General features: G+C 71.5%; 16 protein-coding genes. 9 read left to right on the top strand and 7 right to left on the bottom strand.

The window, feature by feature from the left end:
* Window positions 1–26: 26 nt before the first annotated feature.
* Complete coding sequence (locus ABEA43_RS12890; protein WP_345561442.1) at window positions 27–767, top strand: hypothetical protein; 741 nt, start codon at window positions 27–29, stop codon at window positions 765–767.
* A 135-nt stretch (window positions 768–902) separates the two neighbouring features.
* Here the strand turns inward: ABEA43_RS12890 and ABEA43_RS12885 are convergent, their stop codons facing one another.
* Genes ABEA43_RS12885 through ABEA43_RS12870 form a run of 4 tightly spaced genes read right to left on the bottom strand, consistent with a single transcriptional unit; the run spans window position 903 to window position 4,038 of the window.
* Window positions 903–1,664, bottom strand: coding sequence for an SDR family oxidoreductase (locus ABEA43_RS12885; RefSeq protein WP_345561441.1), 762 nt, complete (start codon window positions 1,662–1,664; stop codon window positions 903–905).
* Between the two features lie 19 nt (window positions 1,665–1,683).
* Entirely contained in the window at window positions 1,684–2,262 is a 579-nt protein-coding gene (locus ABEA43_RS12880) for a TetR/AcrR family transcriptional regulator (RefSeq protein ID WP_345561439.1), read from the bottom strand.
* Between the two features lie 43 nt (window positions 2,263–2,305).
* Window positions 2,306–3,508 (bottom strand): WD40 repeat domain-containing protein, encoded by a 1,203-nt coding sequence (locus ABEA43_RS12875; RefSeq protein WP_345561438.1) that lies wholly within the window; start codon window positions 3,506–3,508, stop codon window positions 2,306–2,308.
* On the bottom strand, window positions 3,505–4,038 hold the full coding sequence (locus ABEA43_RS12870; protein ID WP_345561436.1) for a SigE family RNA polymerase sigma factor: 534 nt from the start codon (window positions 4,036–4,038) through the stop codon (window positions 3,505–3,507). Before ABEA43_RS12870 ends, ABEA43_RS12875 begins: the two co-directional genes overlap by 4 nt.
* A 332-nt stretch (window positions 4,039–4,370) precedes the next feature.
* Between ABEA43_RS12870 and ABEA43_RS12865 the strand changes: the two genes are divergently transcribed.
* Window positions 4,371–4,523: a hypothetical protein gene (locus ABEA43_RS12865; RefSeq protein WP_345561435.1), complete on the top strand. Its 153-nt coding sequence runs from the start codon at window positions 4,371–4,373 to the stop codon at window positions 4,521–4,523.
* 13 nt (window positions 4,524–4,536) lie between these two features.
* Here ABEA43_RS12865 and ABEA43_RS12860 read toward each other — a convergent pair whose 3' ends face one another.
* The gene (locus tag ABEA43_RS12860) at window positions 4,537–5,451 is read right to left on the bottom strand and encodes an alpha/beta hydrolase (RefSeq protein ID WP_345561433.1); all 915 of its coding nucleotides are present in this window, start codon (window positions 5,449–5,451) and stop codon (window positions 4,537–4,539) included.
* A 62-nt stretch (window positions 5,452–5,513) separates the two neighbouring features.
* The gene (locus ABEA43_RS12855; protein ID WP_345561432.1) at window positions 5,514–7,097 is read right to left on the bottom strand and encodes an IucA/IucC family protein; all 1,584 of its coding nucleotides are present in this window, start codon (window positions 7,095–7,097) and stop codon (window positions 5,514–5,516) included.
* Window positions 7,098–7,176: 79 nt separating this feature from the next.
* On the opposite strand from ABEA43_RS12855, the gene ABEA43_RS12850 reads away from it, so the two are divergent.
* The 4 genes from ABEA43_RS12850 (at window position 7,177) to ABEA43_RS12835 (ending at window position 12,597) form a co-directional block, all read left to right on the top strand.
* Window positions 7,177–8,781: an IucA/IucC family protein gene (locus ABEA43_RS12850; RefSeq protein WP_345561430.1), complete on the top strand. Its 1,605-nt coding sequence runs from the start codon at window positions 7,177–7,179 to the stop codon at window positions 8,779–8,781.
* Window positions 8,782–8,916: 135 nt separating this feature from the next.
* A complete protein-coding gene (locus ABEA43_RS12845; protein ID WP_345561428.1) occupies window positions 8,917–9,675 on the top strand; it encodes an STAS domain-containing protein in 759 nt (252 codons plus the stop codon).
* A 29-nt stretch (window positions 9,676–9,704) separates the two neighbouring features.
* Complete coding sequence (locus ABEA43_RS12840; protein WP_345561425.1) at window positions 9,705–10,715, top strand: chemotaxis protein CheB; 1,011 nt, start codon at window positions 9,705–9,707, stop codon at window positions 10,713–10,715.
* 28 nt (window positions 10,716–10,743) lie between these two features.
* Complete coding sequence (locus ABEA43_RS12835; protein ID WP_345561423.1) at window positions 10,744–12,597, top strand: CheR family methyltransferase; 1,854 nt, start codon at window positions 10,744–10,746, stop codon at window positions 12,595–12,597.
* Window positions 12,598–12,603: 6 nt separating this feature from the next.
* Here ABEA43_RS12835 and ABEA43_RS12830 read toward each other — a convergent pair whose 3' ends face one another.
* Window positions 12,604–13,707, bottom strand: a complete 1,104-nt coding sequence (locus ABEA43_RS12830; protein ID WP_345561421.1) for a sialidase family protein — start codon at window positions 13,705–13,707, stop codon at window positions 12,604–12,606.
* Window positions 13,708–13,815: 108 nt separating this feature from the next.
* Between ABEA43_RS12830 and ABEA43_RS12825 the strand changes: the two genes are divergently transcribed.
* Genes ABEA43_RS12825 through ABEA43_RS12815 form a run of 3 tightly spaced genes read left to right on the top strand, consistent with a single transcriptional unit; the run spans window position 13,816 to window position 16,328 of the window.
* Window positions 13,816–14,424 carry an RNA polymerase sigma factor gene (locus tag ABEA43_RS12825; RefSeq protein ID WP_345561418.1) on the top strand — a complete coding sequence of 203 codons (609 nt, stop codon included), beginning with the start codon at window positions 13,816–13,818 and terminating at the stop codon, window positions 14,422–14,424.
* Window positions 14,417–15,469: a hypothetical protein gene (locus ABEA43_RS12820; protein WP_345561416.1), complete on the top strand. Its 1,053-nt coding sequence runs from the start codon at window positions 14,417–14,419 to the stop codon at window positions 15,467–15,469. Before ABEA43_RS12825 ends, ABEA43_RS12820 begins: the two co-directional genes overlap by 8 nt.
* Before the next feature lies 1 nt (window position 15,470).
* Window positions 15,471–16,328, top strand: a complete 858-nt coding sequence (locus ABEA43_RS12815) for a hypothetical protein (RefSeq protein ID WP_345561414.1) — start codon at window positions 15,471–15,473, stop codon at window positions 16,326–16,328.
* Window positions 16,329–16,331: the final 3 nt, after the last annotated feature.

Below are 16,331 nucleotides of genomic sequence, written 5' to 3'. Positions count from 1 at the left end.
TTTCGCCAGAAATGGGGGGATCGATCTTGTCGCGATTAACCGCGGTCGTGTGGGTGGCCGCTCTCTGCGCCTCCGTCTATCCGACGTGGGACCTGTGGAACGCCTATGGGGAAGAAAGCTTCTACTGCACCGGTGTGTTCTTCTCGTTCACGACCACCTGGCAGCAGCAGTACGAGCCGTACGTGCTGGCTCTTCGCGCGGACGTCCACACGCTGCTGCAACTCGCCCTCTCCTTGGCCGGGCCGGCGTTCGTCGTGCTGGTCTCCTTCGCCCAGCGTCAGCGGGCGGCAGGACGGCGGGCGGCGGGCGTCCTCGCGGTGCTCGCGGTGCTCCAGCCGCTCATCTGGCCGTACTTCGACCTCTTCGCCTGCGCCCAGGTGCCGCTGTTCAGTGCCCAGTGGCTCGCGAACGTGATCAACGAGGCGGACGCGAGCATCCCGCTCCTGGCCGCCGCCGCTCTGGTGCTGCTCGCCACCCAGGTCCTGGACCCGGCCGATGAGCTGCCCGCCACCGCGACGGTCAGGAGGCGGCCGGTGGCGCGCTGGCTGCTGGCGTCCCTCATCGGCTATGCGGCCCTCACCGCCGCTCTCACACTCACGTCGGACCACCCCCCGGACCTGCTTCTGAGGGAAGGCCTACTGGGGCTGGGGGGTCCGGTGTGGTTCCCCGACGTGCCCTGGCCGCTCCTGATCACGACGCTGATCATCCTTTACGTCCTGCTCAGAAGCAGGCGCGGCCTGCTGCGCCGCTTTCGCGCGGCCCGCTGACCGCCACCTTCTCCTGCGCCCTTTCGCGCAGCCGACCGACCGCCACCGCCCAGGTCAGCCGGCCGACCGCCGCCGCCCAGGTCAGCCGGCCGACCGCCACCGCCCAGGTCAGCCGGCCGACCGCCGCCGCCCTGGTCAGGCGGTGGCGCCGCCGTCGATCACGTGGTCCGCGCCCACGACGAAGCTCGACTCCGCCGACGACAGCCACAGCGCCGCCGCGGCGATCTCGTCCGGCGTGCTCACCCGGCCGATCGGCAGCGCGTTCCGCATCCGCTCGTCGCGCTCCGCGCGGGTCTCGCCCGGCCGGGTCGACATGGGCGAGTCGATGGGGCCGGGGCTGATGGCGTTGATCCGCACGCCGTCGGCGATGTGGTCGCGGGCCGCCGTACGGGTCAGATGGCTCACCGCGGCCTTCGAGGCCGCGTACGCGCTCGCCCCCGCCAGGCGCCAGTGCGCGCCGAGGTTGGAGGCCACATTGACGATCGCACCACCGCCGTTCGCCCGCATGAAGGCGATCTCGTGCTTCATCGACAGGAACACGCCCTTGAGGTTGACCGCGACCACCTCGTCCCAGATGTCCTCGTCGTAGTCGGCCAGCGGCGCCAGCGTGCCGAAGATCCCGGCCGCGTTGAGCGCCACGTCGAGCCCGCCGTAGCGGGAGACCGCGGCCTCGACCATGGCGGCGACCTCGGCCGACCGGGTGATGTCCACGGTGGACGCGCTCGCCCGCCCGCCGCCCTCCTCGATCAGCTTCACGACCTCGTCCAGCCGGGCGGCGTCGCGCCCGGCGACGAGGACCGCCGCGCCCTCCCGTGCGTACGCCAGCGCGGCCGCCCGGCCCACCACCCCGCTCGCTCCCGTGACGAGCGCGACCTTACCTGCGAAACGTCCAGTCATAATTCCATACCAATCGTTCTCATATTTCGATGGCTACCATGGCTTGATCGACCGCGTCGCGCAGCCTGCGCGGATCCGGGTCTGCCCGGCCCAGCACCCGCAGACCCTGCAGCAGCACGAGCAGGAACCTGGCCAGCGCGTGCGGGTCCTTGCCCGCCGGGATCTCCCCTTGGGCGCGCGCCCTGACGAGCGTGCCGGCCAGCGCCGTCTCCAGCCCCGCCCAGCTCGCCGTCACCTTGCGCGACACGTCCGCGTCGCGCCCGGCGAACTCCACGGCCGTGTTGACCACCATGCAGCCCCGCCGCAGCTCGTCGGCCAGGCATTCGGCCACGTACGAGTCGAGGAAGGCGCGCACGGCGGGCAGCGCAGGGCCCGGCTGGGACAGCTGCTCGACCACGTCGCGCTGCTGGAGATAACGCTCCAGAGCCTGCAGGTAGAGCTCGCGCTTACCGCCGAAGGTCGCGTAGATGCTCGCCCGCGCGACCCCCAGCCGCTCCACCAGATCGGCCATCGAGGTCGCCTCGTAGCCACGCTCCCAGAACAGCTCCAGCGCCTGCTGCAGCGCCGCGTCGGGATCGAACTCCTTGCTCCTTGCCACACCCGAACGCTAGCACTATCAAGAACGATCGGTCAAAAATCGCTCACCGCAGCGTCAGGACCGCGCGCCAGGAGCCCTCCCGGTTGCTCTCGCCGTTGGCGGCGAGCTGGACCACCTTGGAGCCGTCCACGCTGACGAGCACCAGGCCGTTGTCGAACTCGTCCGGGCACTTCCCGGCGCAGCCGAGCGCGATGACGTTGCCGTCGTCCGCCCAGGCGTGCAGCTGGAGCACCTTCTGGCGGCCGGCGACCTTGCCCGTCGCGGCCTCGGTGATCTCCGTCGGCAGCCCGTCGCCGCCCAGGACCAGCCGGCCGTCGGGCGAGGTCGCCGAGATCGGCGAACGCCTGACGTACCGCTGTCCCTCGGGGGCCTCCTGCCGCTCGCCGGCGAGGGTGTAGAAGACCCGGTCGGGCGCGGTGGACGTGGGGCCCCAGATCAGCTTGCCGTCCAGGCTCCAGCCGAGGTCCTGGCGGCCGTTCATGTTGGTGATCGGGTCGTCGGTCATCAGGCCGCCGGGCAGCGGCGGCAGCTCGTGGTAGTCCGTCGTGCCCTCCTGCACGTCGATGAGGTAGTAGCCGGTACGCGGGCTCCCGTCCATCCGCGGCCCGGCCTGGTCGCCCCTGCCCTCCAGGAGGTCCGGATACCTGGAGTAGGCGGTGGCCAGGATCCTGGTGCCGTCCGGGGACCAGGCGACGGACGCCACCGGGTGCTCCAGGTCGATCCAGGTCAGGATCTGGCGGGTGTTCATGTCGAGCACGCCCAGCCGCGTGCTGGTCAGGTCGCCTTCGAGCACGGCCGCGACCTGGAGGCCGGGGGCCACGTCCACCCACGCGTACGGGGTCCGCTCGTAGCCGTCGGTGCGAGGGTCGTACAGGGACCAGGCCCGCCGGACCCGCTCCTCATTCTCCGAGACCACCTCCCGGCTGGTCGTGTAGTACGCCGACACGGCCATGCGCCCCGCGGCGATCAGCTTGGCCGGCGGGCTGTTCTCGGTGTCGGCCCGCACATCCGACGGCGCGGGCGACGGCCGGGCCGGCAGCGTGACGCCGGCGGCCGGACGCACGACGGCCGTCGGCTCACGCTGTCCTGAGACGAACACGGCCACAACCGCGATCATGGCCGCCACCAGCACCGCCGCGCCGACCGGCTTCCAGGAGCGCCTCCGCAGCGCCCGGTCGGCCAGGTCGTGCGGCACCCTGGCCTCATCGGCCCAGTCCTCCATCGTGTCGCGCAGCAGTCGGGTCACGTGGCCACCTCCAGTGCCTGTGCCAGCTCGGGGGCGATCTCACGCAGCCGGGCCAGCGAACGGTGCGCGGTGCTCCTGACCGTGCCGACCGAGCAGCCCAGCACCCGCGCCACCTCCTGTTCGGGCAGATCCTCGAAATACCGCAGCACCAGCACCGTCCGCTGGCGGGCGGTGAGCCGGGCCAGGGCGGAGCGCAGCACCATGCGCAGCTCGCTCTGGTGGTGCGCGTCGCGCTCGGTCAGCTCGGGCGGGCTCGCCTGCACCACTTCGCCGCGCCGCACGCTCGCCCGCCACCAGCTGATCTGCTGCCGGTACATGGTCTGCCTGACGTACGCCTCCGGCGCCTCCACCCGGCGCCACTTGGCCGCCAGCTTCGCCAGCGCGGTCTGCACCAGGTCTTCCGCCGCATGCTGGTCCCCGCCGGTGAGCAGGAACCCGAGCCGCATGAGTGCGGGCGATCGCTTTGCGACGAAGTCACGGAAGCGTCGCTCATCCGCGGCGTCCACGGACACCTCCAGGGGATTGGACATCACCCTCTCAGACGCCCGCGACGGCTCCCGCTATGCGACCTGCCGCCCATCTCGTGAATCCGCCTGCCCGATCCCGCGGGCGGAAGGCGTCCCGCGATCCGGGCGGCGTCGCGCGGGCTGAAGGACCGGGCATGGCCGCCGGGTTACCCGGAAGGGCTCGCGCTCAACTCCGGTTAAGGAGCAGCCGCGTCGTGGGGCCGTATTGGGATAATTCGCGGTTGAGCTGGTCTTATGCAGGTACTCGCTCCTCATGGGCACAGAGAAGGCCGTCAACGCCGTGGTGGTCGGCGACGTCATGCTCGACTCCTGGCTGTCGCTCACTCTTCTCGGGCGTGAGCCGGAGCCCGTCGCCCAGGAGGATCGGCATCACGACGACGCCGAGCTCGTCGCTGGTGCGCTCGCTGGGCGGGGAGGTGCGGGTGCTCGAATACCTGCCGGACCGCTCGGCCACCGCCATCATCGGCCGCATGCGCTCCCTGCCATGACCTCAGGAACCAGCTAAAGCAGGGTCTTCTCCAGCCAGGGGCGCAGGAGCGGCAGGACGTTCGGCGGCTGCATGGCGCTCATGTGGTCGAGCCCGTCGAGCACCGCCACGTCCCAGCCCAGTGCCGTCAGCTCCGCCTCGTGCCGCGCCAGCGGGCCGCCGATGCTCACCCGCACCCCGCCCCACCGCTCGTCGTAGTCGATCTCGTCCGCCGACCCGGCGAAGCACAGCCGGGGGCACGACAGCCGGACCTCCCGGTCGTCGAACCCCCGCAACGCCTCGTACAACGTGACGAACTGCCGGGTGGCCTCCTCGCCGATGGTCACCTCGGCCGACGACCAGTCGTACTCGGAGCCGGACTCGGGCTCGGAAACCAGGGCGGAGCCGGACTCGGGCTCGGAAACCGGCTCGGAGCCGGACTCGGGCTCAGAAACCGGGGCGGAAACCGGGGCGGGCTGCGGGTCGACGGCCATCGCGTGCGTCGCCCTGGTGACCCCCAGCATCTCCGCGTACGGCCCCCCGTACGGCGGGAACCCGCCCATGACGAGCGCCGACAGCCGGTCGGTCCTGATCGCGAGCTGCAGCCCGCTCAGCGCCAGCCACGAATACCCGTAGTACGCGAACCGCCCGGCCCCCGCCGCGTCGGCCACGGCCAGCAGGTCGGCGGCGACGTTGGCGGGCGTGAGCGTGCCCGGCTTGGGGGTGCTCATGACGTGCCCCTGGTAGTCGAAGGCCACGACCTGGAACGCGTCGCGGAGCCCGTCGATGAGCGAGCGCCCGAGCGCCGGATCCATCCCCCACTTCCGCAGCTCGCCCGCCTGCTCGCCCTCCGCCGGCCGTGGATCGACCGGCAGCAGCACGACCGGCCCTGTGCCGTGCACCTCCACCTCGATGGTGCTTCCGTCGTGCAGCGTCGCCTCGGTCGCCATGGCGCCTCCCCAGAAAGAGCTATCTCAATACACCGTAAAGTATTGACGCCCGAGAGGATAGCTTATGGCGTAAAGAGTCTCAACGGATTAGGGACGGGCACGCATCGCATGTCCCCGCCACCGGCGTTCAGCCAGCGCAGCAGCAGGTTGGCCTTGGCCGGGATGTGCGTGGCCGCCAGCAGGTCCCGCAGCTCGGCCGGATCGCCGTACTCCTTGGCGACGGCACAGAAGACCGCCCTGGCGCGCGGCCACAGCTCGGCGCGCGAGCGCGGATGGCGGGCCGCGACGGCGGCGGCGATCTCGCAGAGGTTGTTGGTCAGCAGGCAGTACACCAGCCGCTCCCACGCCTGCGCCCTCTTCTGGAGAGGCGCGCGGGCGGCGTCGAGCAGGGGGTGGCGCTCCGCGACGAGCTTGACGCCCTCATGATCGCGGAAGATCGCCTGCGCCGGGATGCCGCGCACGTCCACGGCGACCAGGACGTTCTGCAGGTGGCATTCGAGCACGACGCCGTGGCGCAGGTAGGCGTGCAGGACTGGGGGCACCACGTGGTCGAGGTAGCGCTGCCACCATTCGACCGGTTCGTCCTCGCTCAGCCCGTCGAGCGGGTTGCCGGGGAAGCCCTCGCTGATCCCCGCCGCCAGCAGCGCCGTCAGCCCGGGCCGTACGTGCCGCCGCAGCCCGTCGCGGACGATCACCGCCAGCGCCTCGCCGCCGTCCAGGCCCAGGGCGGCGCTGCGGTAACCGCGATCACGCAGCACGGCGGGCCGCGGCACGTTGCCGGGCAGGTCGTCGAACACCCCGGCCAGCCGCTCGGCGACCACGGGCAGCCGGCGCAGGTCGGGGAGCCACAGCCGCCGCACGTCGTTTGTGATCCGCACGTCCAGGCTGAACTTGCAGAACAGGTCGGGCTCCGGCAGGTACACCGTGCGGATCGAGGAGGTGGGCCAGGCCAGCGCGGTCGTGCCGCCCAGGTGGCGCAGCCGGCCGCTGCGCAGTCCGCCCAGCAGCTCCACCTGCCAGGGATGGGCGGGCAGCAGGGCCAGGCCGTCTCCCGCGGGCGGGGCGAGCCGGTCCAGCGCGCCCGCGTCCCCCTCCTCGACCAGGTCCGCGACGGGCACGCCGAACAGCGCGAGCGGGAAGCTCGCGTGCGCCTCCGGCGAGTACCTGAGCCAGGCGCCCGGCCCGGAGCCGCCGCGGGCCTTGGGCGCGGGATGGTACCGGTGCCCGGCGACGAGAGCCTGCTCAGAGCGCAGGTACGGGTCCGTGGGCGGCCTGGCGGCTCCCCTGGAGGCCAGCAGGGCGGCCATGACGTCCCTGCTGTGGGCGATCTCGGCGAGCAGCGCGTCGTTGGCGGCCCCGGTGCCCGCGCGCAGCTCGGCCGCCGTCACGTCGATCAGCCCGGCCAGCGGCAGGGGGTGCCAGCCGCCGGGGGTGCGCAGCTCGGGCCCGGCGGGGAAGCGGTCACCGCCGGCCCGCAGCACGCGGCCGGTCGCGGGCAGCAGGAACGTGCCGCGCTCGTGGCCCGCGGGCCTGGCCACCTCGCGGATCAGGCAGTTGAGCAGGGCGGTGGCCGCGAGGGAATCCGCGTCCGCCCAGGCCTGCTGATCCGGCCCGAGGGAGGGGAGAAGGTCCTCAGAGAATGCCATGGTGACCTGCTTCTACCCTTTGTCCCCATTCGTGGCAACAGGGTAGCTATCAGGCATGCGTCGGGAAATGGGGCTTGATATGCGGCAGTTGGAGGCGGCGTTCGCGGCGGAGGTGGCCGCCGCCTGCCCGGATCTGAGCGCGGGATACGCCGCGGCGCTCCCCGGCGCGCGGTCCGCCGTCCTGGGCCGGCTGTGGCGCGGGCTCCTCTACGAGCCGCTGCCCGGGCTGGCGGCGGGCGGGGCCGGGGAGGAGCCTGGGCGGTCGGTCGTGCCGCTGGCCGACGGGCGCAGGCTGTCCGGGCGGGAGCGGCGGCCGTACGACCTGGGGGACGAGCCGGTCCTGTGGCTGGACGGGCGTCCCCACACGCATCCCGCCGAGCTGCTGGCGGCGCTCGGCCTGCCCGGCGCCGACCGGCTGGTGACGGACCTGGACCACAGCGTCGCCTCACTGGCACTCTCCCGAGCGGGCGCCGCCAGACACGCCCGCCCCGCGCACACGCACCCCGGCGCCGACGCCTGGGACCCCCGCTTCGGCGGCACCCTCGCGGACTACGAGCAGAGCGTGGTCGACGGCCATCCCTACCATCCGGGGTGCCGCAACCGGCCGGGTGTCTCGGTGGCCGAGCAGCTCGCGTACATGCCGGAGCACCGTCCCGTCGTCGCCCTCGACCTGGTGGCGCTGCCGGCCGCGACCTGCCTGGTCTCCGGCCCGTGGCCGGCCTCGCTCATGGACGGCGACCGGCTGCTGCTCCCCCTGCACCCCTGGCAGACCCGGCACGTCCTGCCGGGGCTGGGCCTGCGCCCGTACGCGACGGGGGCGATCAGGGCCCGCCCGCTGATGTCCGTACGCACCCTGGCCCCGCTCGACGGCGGCCCGCACGTCAAGACGGCCTTCACCACCCGCATGACCTCGGACGTCAGGGACATCTCCCCCGGCTCGGTCCGGGACTGCGTCCCCCTGTCGCGCCTGCTCGCCGAGCTGTCCGCGCGGCGCGGCGGCCGCCCGCACATCGCCCGCTACCTGGCGGGGGCCGCCGGCATGGTGGACGGCGAGCACAGCGCCGACCTGTCGGCCATGCTGCGCGAGCCGCCCGCCACCGGCGAGACGGTGCTCCCGGTCGCGGCGCTCACCCCGGAGCTGGTGCGCCGGCCCGTCGCCTGGCTGACGGCGTTCGCCCGCCTGGCCCTGGCGGACGCCCTGGGGCTGCTGGCGCTCGGCGCGGCACTGGAGGCGCACGGCCAGAACCTGCTCGTCGCCCTCGGCCGGGACGCTCTCCCCTCGCGGCTGATCTACCGGGACCTGGCCGACGTGAGGATCAGCCCCGCCAGGCTCGCGCGCAACGGCGTCGAGGTCCCGGCGGTCAGCGCCAGACTGCTCAGCGACGATCCCGCCATCCTGCACGCCAAGCTTTTCGGCTCGCTCATAGGCACCACGTTCGCCAGCCTGATCTCACTTCTGGGGCAGGGCGACCGGGCCGCGGAATCCCGGCTCTGGGACGTCGTGGCCGTGGCCGCCCGGGAGTCCTTCGCCGAGCTGCCCGCCACTCCGGACGTACGCGCCGATCGAGACGCCCTGTTCGGGGCCAGTATCCCGGTGAAGGCACACCTCCTCGCCCAGCTCGAAGGCACCCCTCCAGGTAGCGGCTGGACCCGGGTCCGCAATCCGCTCGTCTCCTGGATATGACGGCGGCTCCTGTGCTGTCCTTGTCCAAAGCGCCTGGCTCTTTGCGTGAACGAGGTGGAAGATGGGAGCGGAGCCGGAAATCTGCCATCGCGTCAACATGGGCTGCGCCACGGCGGAAGGAAGGAGCGCATAGCGATGATGCAACTGTCGGTGCGGCTCGTTCCTGTCGGCGACACCACTCTGGTGATCGCGCTGACGGGAGAGCTCGACTCGACGACCGCGCCTGTGCTGGCCGCGTTCCTCGACCCGCTGCCGCAGTCGCCGGTGAAATACGTGGTCGTCGCGGCAGGAGACCTCTGGTTCTGCGACCTGAACGGGCTCAAACAGCTCTCGATCACGCACCGGGCCCTGCTGGAGAAGGGCGGCCACCTCGCCGTGGCCGAGGCCCAGCCACCGCTGAGCCGTCTCATCGGGCTGATGACCACGCAGATGCAGCCGGGGATACCGGTCTACAGCAGCATGCCGGAAGCGCTCGCGAGCACCGACGTCGAGGTCTACGAGACCACCGCCGCGCCCACGCCCGTGCCCCGTCACCTGCCGAGCCTGCGCGGGCTGGCGGGTAAGCAGTCCCTCGCCGCCGCCCCCCGCATCCGGCCCTCCGCCCGGCTGGACCCGCCGCGCCCCCAGCCGGTGCCGGTTCCACAGCCGCCGATCATCGACCAGGCCAAGATCCTGGCCGAGCAGATCACCCACCAGCGACGCGTGCTGACCCGCCAGCTCGACCTCCTGAGCGAGACCCGCCTGCTGCTGAGCTCCGCCAGGGAGCGCTGCGGCGACAGCCTGACGGCCATGCGCGCCAGCCTCACGATCGCCCAGTCCGTCGCGAACCCGACGATGTGGACCCGCCCCGTGAACCCGACCGCGGACGGTCATGAAACCGATCAATGTGCATGATGTCGCCATTTCCGGATAGGCGATGAGACGTGAGAGCAGCAGGACGCGACCTGGTGGTGATAGCCGCCTCAGCGGGCGGCGTGGAGCCGCTGCGTGTCCTGCTGAGCCAGCTTCCGGCCGACCTGCCCGCCGCCGTGCTCGTGGTCCTGCACATGCCGCCGCAGGGCACCAGCGTCCTGTCGAACATCCTCAACCGGGCGGGGCCTCTCAAAGCGGCCCCCGCCGAGGACAAGGAGTCGCTGCGCCCAGGCCGCGTCTACGTCGCCCGCCCCGACCACCACCTGCTCGTCGAGCACGGGAAGGCCCGCCTGTCGCGGGGCCCGCGGCAGAACGGGCACCGGCCGGCGGCCGACCCGCTGTTCATGAGCGCCGCGCTGGACGCCGGCCCCCGGACCATGGCCGTGATCCTGAGCGGCACGCTCGACGACGGGGCCAAGGGGTGCGAGGCGATCCACCGGCACGGAGGGGTCGTCGCCGTGCAGAGCTTCGAGGAGTGCGCCTTCCCCGGCATGCCCACGGCGGCCAAGTCGGCGGTGCCGGACGCGGAGACGCTGTCCGTACGCGAGCTCGCGGGCTGGATCCTCCGGCAGAGCCGCACCCCCGTCGAGGTGGAGGACACCGTGCACGACGACGCCATGGAGAGGGAGATCGGCCAGCTCCTCAAGGAGACGCCGGCGGTGGGAGATCCCGGCGGTGAGCTCACCGCCTTCCGCTGCCCCGATTGCGACGGCCCCATCTACGAGCAGAAGGGCATGGGCACCTCGCGCTACATCTGCCGGGTCGGCCACGCCTGGTCCGGCCACAGCATGGTCAGCGCGCAGTCGGACGCCGTGGAGCGGGCCCTGTGGGTCGCCATCCAGCGGCTGGAGGAGCGCCTGCGGGTGCTCGACCGCCTGCGCCGCGCGGCCGAGGAACGTGGGCAGCGGCTGTCGACCCGCTACTTCCACGACGAGGAGCAGCGCACCCGCGACGCCCTGAACACCATCCGCGCGCTGCAGTCCGGTATCGGACGCACCGGTGACACCTTGCTGTCGAGCTGAACGCTCCGCAGCGGCGTAGTCTTCCGTTGTGACGACAGCGGAAGAGCGTGAGTTCGACGATCTCCTCCTTCTGCTCAAGGAGACACGCGGGTTCGACTTCACGGGCTATAAGCGCAACACGCTCATCCGGCGGATCGCGCGCCGGCTCGAAGCGCTGAAGCTGCACGACTACGGCGAATATCGCGACCTGCTCGAACTTCAGCCCGATGAGTTCACGCGGCTCTTCGACAGCCTGTTGATCAATGTGACCGGCTTCTTCCGCGATTCGGCCGCCTGGCAGCGGCTGCGCGAGACGGTGGTGCCCGCCCTGCTGGAGCAGAAGTCGTCGGGCCAGCCCATCCGGATCTGGAGCGCCGGCTGCGCTACCGGCGAAGAGACCTACACCATGGCCATGGTGCTGGCCGAGGACCTCGGCATCGACGGGTTCCGCGACCGGGTGAAGATCTACGGCACGGATCTCGACGAGAAGGCGCTCCAGGTCGCCCGGGCGGGCGTCTACACCGACAGGACGCTCAGCGATGTGCCGGTGGACCTGCGGGAGACGTACTTCGAGCCGGTCGAGAACGGTTTCGCGTTCCGCCGCGACCTGCGCCGCCAGCTGATCTTCGGGCGTAACGACCTCACCCACGACGCCCCGATCTCCCGCGTGGACCTGCTGCTGGCCCGTAACACGCTGATGTACTTCAACACGGAGATGCAGCTCAACATCATCCGGCGGTTCCACTTCGCGCTGTCCGACCTGGGGTTCCTGTTCCTGGGCAAGGCGGAGATGCTGCTCAACCACAGCGACAAGTTCGAGCCGGTGGATCTGCGCATGCGCCTGTTCAGGAAGCTCACGACCACCGTCCACGGCAATCGGGCGCCCTGGGCGGCCGCGCCCGCGCCCGCCGATCTCGCCTCGCGCCTGCCCACGCTGGCGGCCGTCGCGCTGACCTCCGGGCCGGTGGCGCAGATCGTCGTGGACGTCCCGGGCAACCTGGCGCTGGCCAACTCCAAGGCCGAGACGCTGTTCAACCTCAATCCCCGCGACATCGGGCGGCCCTTCCAGGATCTGGAGGTCTCCTACCGGCCGGTGGAGCTGCGCTCGGTCATCGAGCGGGCCCGCCACGACCTGCGCCCGATCGAGCTGCGGGACGTGGCCTGGCATCGCGTCGGCATGGTGGAGAGCGGCGTCTTCGACGTCTCCGTCATCCCCCTGCTGGCCTCGGGAAACCTCGTCGGGATAGGCATCCACTTCCACGACGTCACCCGCTACCGCAAGCTGCGCGACGACCTGGAGCTGGCCAACAGACAGCTCGAACAGGCCTACGAGGAGCTCCAGTCGCTCAACGAGGAGCTGGAGACGACCAACGAGGAGCTCCAGTCCACGAATGAGGAGCTGGAGACCACCAACGAAGAGCTCCAGTCCACCAACGAAGAGCTTGAGACGATGAACGAGGAGCTGCAGTCCACCAACGACGAGCTGCAGCACATCAACGACGCCCTGACGACCCGCACCATGGAGCTGGACGAGGTCAACAGGTTCGTCTCCTCGCTCGTCCGCAGCCTGGGCGACGCCGTGGTGGTGCTGGACGAGGAGCTGCGGGTGCTCGTCTGGAGCCCGGGGGCCGAGGAGCTGTGGGGAGTGCGCGCGGAGGAGGCCATGGGCTTCTCACTCGCGGCCCTCGACATCGGCCTGCCTCTCGAAAAGCTCGCCCCCCGCCTGCGCACCACGCTGGCCGACGGGTCCGGTCCGCAGGACGAGACGCAGAAGCTGGTGCTCGACGCCGTCAACCGCCGAGGGCGGCCGACGGCGCTCGCGGTGCAGCTCTCCCACCTCCGCGCGGAGGACGACACCGTGCAAGGCCTGATCATGGTGATGGACATCGTCGAATCAGAGTGAGTCGATTCAGAGTGACGCGAGCTCCGCGATCGGGACACGACGGAAGGCGATGCTCTCGTACGCGCTGAAGCTCCCGGTCTCGAACAGCAGTCCCACCGTGTCCGCGTCCACCCTGACCAGGTCGGAGTAGGCCGCGGGCAGCCCCGACACCGTGTGCACGGTCCGCCAGGTGACGCCGAGGTCGCCGCTGGCCCGCACCGTCATCAGCGCCCGGGCGTCGGGCGCCGCCGGTCCGGAGAACAGCAGTACATCTGGCGACTCGCACCACAGCACGCTGCCCTCGACCACCGGTCCCGTCAGCCCGGCCTGGGGGCGGAACGGCAGCTCCAGGGTCAGGCCGCCGTCGGCGGAGTAGGCGTCGCACCTGGTGCCGGGCGCGGTGGAGTCGGTGCGGGCGTTGACGTAGAGGCGCCCGCCCGGCAGCTCGGTGCCCGTGGTCTCGTTGACGTTGAGGTAGCCGTCGGGGTTGTCGTCGATGTAGCCGATCCGCCAGGTCCGGCCGCCGTCGTCGCTGAGCAGGGCGTGGCCGCCGTTGTACTTGCCCTCGGTGCCGTTGTCGGCGCCGCTGGGCGGGATCGAGTGGTTGGCGGGCACCGCGATCCGGCCGGCGTGCGGCCCCTGCCGCAGCTCGATGGCGTGCCCGGGGGTGGTGGCGTACCAGCGCCACTCGGGCCGCTTCACGCTGCCGGTGATCTCCTTGGGCGCCGCCCATGTGGCACCGTCGTCCTCGCTGACCGTGACGAACACCCGCCGCCCCGCGTCCGCCGCGACCTGGCCACGCCTGATCTTGTCCTCGGTCGCCGCCGGTCCCTGCCTGACGAAGACCAGCAGGATCCGGCCGTCGGCCAGGGCCACGGGCGCGGGGTTGCCGGCCGTGCCGCGGCGTGGCTCCGTGGCCACCACCTGCAGCCCGCCCCACGTCCTGCCACCGTCCGGCGAGCGCTTGAGCACCAGGTCGATGTGCCCGGAGTCGCCCGCCGAGCCGCGCCGGCCCTCCGCGAACGCCAGGACCGTGCCGGCCGCGCTCACCACGGCCGCGGGGATCCGGTAGGTGTGATAGCCATCGGTCGCCTGCCGGTACGGCATCGACGTCGGGTAAAGGTCCGCCATGCGGGCACGCTACGGCCCCCGGGTTAACGGCCTTCGACCTACGGCGTACGTGAAGACGAATGCGATGAGCGGTGGAGTAGGGGTGTAAGCGAAAGAAGGGACCCCCCGATGACCGCTCCTCCAGAGGTGGACGATCCACCGACAGAGGCGGACGACGCGATCGTGATCAGCGAGTCCGTACGCCGGCCAGAGCGGTTCGCCATCCTCTATGACCGGTACTTCGAGGAGATCTACCGCTACGTGGCCGCCAGGATCGGCGCGGAGGCGGCCGACGACCTGGCCGCCGAGACCTTCCTGGCGGCCTTCCGCAAGCGCCACACGTTCGACGCGGCCCGCGGCGCCGTACGGCCCTGGCTGTACGGCATCGCCACCAACCTCGTCTCCAGGCACCGGCGGGGGCTGAGCAGGATGCTGGCCGCGTTCCGCCGCCTGCGGCCGCCCGCGGAGGAGGTCGAGGCCGGCCCCGAGGACCGGGTGCCGACCAAGGTGGACGCGGCGAACGTGCGAGGGCCGCTCGCCACGGCGCTGGCCGGACTCTCGGCGGGCGACAGGGACGTGCTGCTGCTCATCGCGGTGGCCGGGCTGAGCTACGACGAGGTGGCCGAGTCGCTCGGCATTCCCCCCGGCACGGTCGGCTCCCGGCTCAACCGGGCGCGCAAGCGGGTCAAGGCCGTGCTCGGCGACGTCAATCCCACGATCGGAGATGCAGATGGATGACCTGTCCGCGGTGCGGGAGCGGCTCGCCGTGCCGGGACCGTCGGCGAAGACGGTCGCGCAGGGGCGTGGCAGACTCCTGGAGCTGATCGCCGAGGAGCGGGCCCCGAGGGCCCGCGCGGCCCGTTGGACGACGTTCGGCCTGGGCCTGGCGGGAGCCGCGGCGGCGGCCCTCGTGATCACTTCCAGCGCCGCGCCCGAGCCGGTCGCGCCGCCGACCGCGCGGCAGATCCTGCTGGCCGCCGCCACGTCGGTGGCCAGGCAGCCGGCGGAAGGCGCCTGGTGGGGCAACAAGCTGGTCAGGGGCGCGCGGTTCCACGACCCGACCGGCCGGTACGTCCTCCAGACGGCCACCGCGGAGGAGACCTGGATCCAGGCCGGCGAGATGACCAGGCCCCACTGGATCGTGCAGCGCTACCTGGGCGCCGAACCCGCGACGCCGCAGGACGAGCAGGCCTGGCGGGCCGCGGGCTCCCCCACCTCCTGGGCCTACCGCACCGTCAACCCCGGAGACCTGGCGGGCAACCCGTTCGACGTGGAGGCGGCGCCCGGCGCGGCAGAGTCGCACGAGTCCGCTGACGTGGAGTGGCGGCTGCTGTTCACCGGCAAGACGCTGACCAGGATGGACGAGCTGCCCGCCGACCCGGCGAAGCTGCGCGCCCTGCTGGAGACCGAGCCCGGCGACGTGCGAAATCTGCTGTACAACCTGCAGAGCCTCATCGTCTACGTCCCCGTGCCGTCCGAGGTGCGGGCGACGGCCTACCGGCTCATGGCCTCACTGCCCGGCGTGGTCGCCCAGGGGCCCGCCACTGACCAGCTCGGCAGGACCGGGCCGGCCGTGCTCTACCAGGATCCGACCGAAAGGCGGCACGACAAGCCGGTGCAGACCCGGCTGATCATGGACGGAACGACCGGGGAGCCGCTATCCGTCGAGACACTCACGCCGGACACGGGGGAGCTGATCTCCTTCGTCGCGATCGAGCAGAGCGTGTGGACCGACAGCAAGCCCGACCTCCCCAACCCCCAACCCCTCAATGAAGGAGACTGACATGCGGAAACTGCTGGTCACGGGCCTGGCCGCACTGGCCGTCGCGGCAGCGACGCCCGCCCACGCCGCCCCTGCCACGGTGGCGGGTGTCTCCAGGCCGGCGGCCGACGGCGCCTACTGGATGTCCAAGACCTTGCAGGTCATGACCCATCCGCGCCAGGTGGGCCGCGGGGCCGGCAAGTACTGGGTGGTGGAGCGGCGGCTGAGCGCGGAATGGTTCTCACGCGACGGCCATTCGTGGCATTCGTACCGCCGCATGGGCGCGCAGCCCAAGAGCGCGGCCGACCGGGCCGCGTGGAAGCGGGACGGCTCACCCAGGAAGTGGAGCTACCGCACCGAGGGCATGCTGGTGAAGCTCTCGATGGATCCGGAGAAGGGCACGGTCTTCGCCGGCGAGGGCAGCCCCGGCTTCATCGTGGGCAACACCAAGCTGACCTTCCAGGAGCTGCAGGACGCCCCGACGGATCCGGCGGCCCTGAAGACCTGGCTCAACAAGCTCTACAGCAGCCCTGACGAGCCCGAGAAGGACATGAGCAACTCGCACGGCGCCTACGTCAACTTGATGCAGCACCTGCCGGTGCCCAAGGGTGTGCGTGCGGCGGCGTACCAGGTGCTGTCCACCATCACCGGCGTCAGCGTCAAGGACGCGGGCAAGGGGCGCACGCAGCTCACCTACCGCTCGCAGGACGCCAAGTACAAGGTCCGGCACACCTGGACGATCGACACGACGTCCATGCTGGTGGTCTCGACCGACCTCGACACCGTCTACCAGGGCAAGCAGCTGGTCGCGAAGACCTGGACGACCGACGTCAAGTCCGGCTGGACCGACGAGAAGCCGGCCGTGCCCGACGCCTTCTAGGCG

The sequence above is a fragment of the Nonomuraea rosea genome (assembly GCF_039539705.1).
Classification (GTDB): domain Bacteria; phylum Actinomycetota; class Actinomycetes; order Streptosporangiales; family Streptosporangiaceae; genus Nonomuraea; species Nonomuraea rosea.
This window is presented reverse-complemented; position numbering and strand designations above follow the sequence as displayed.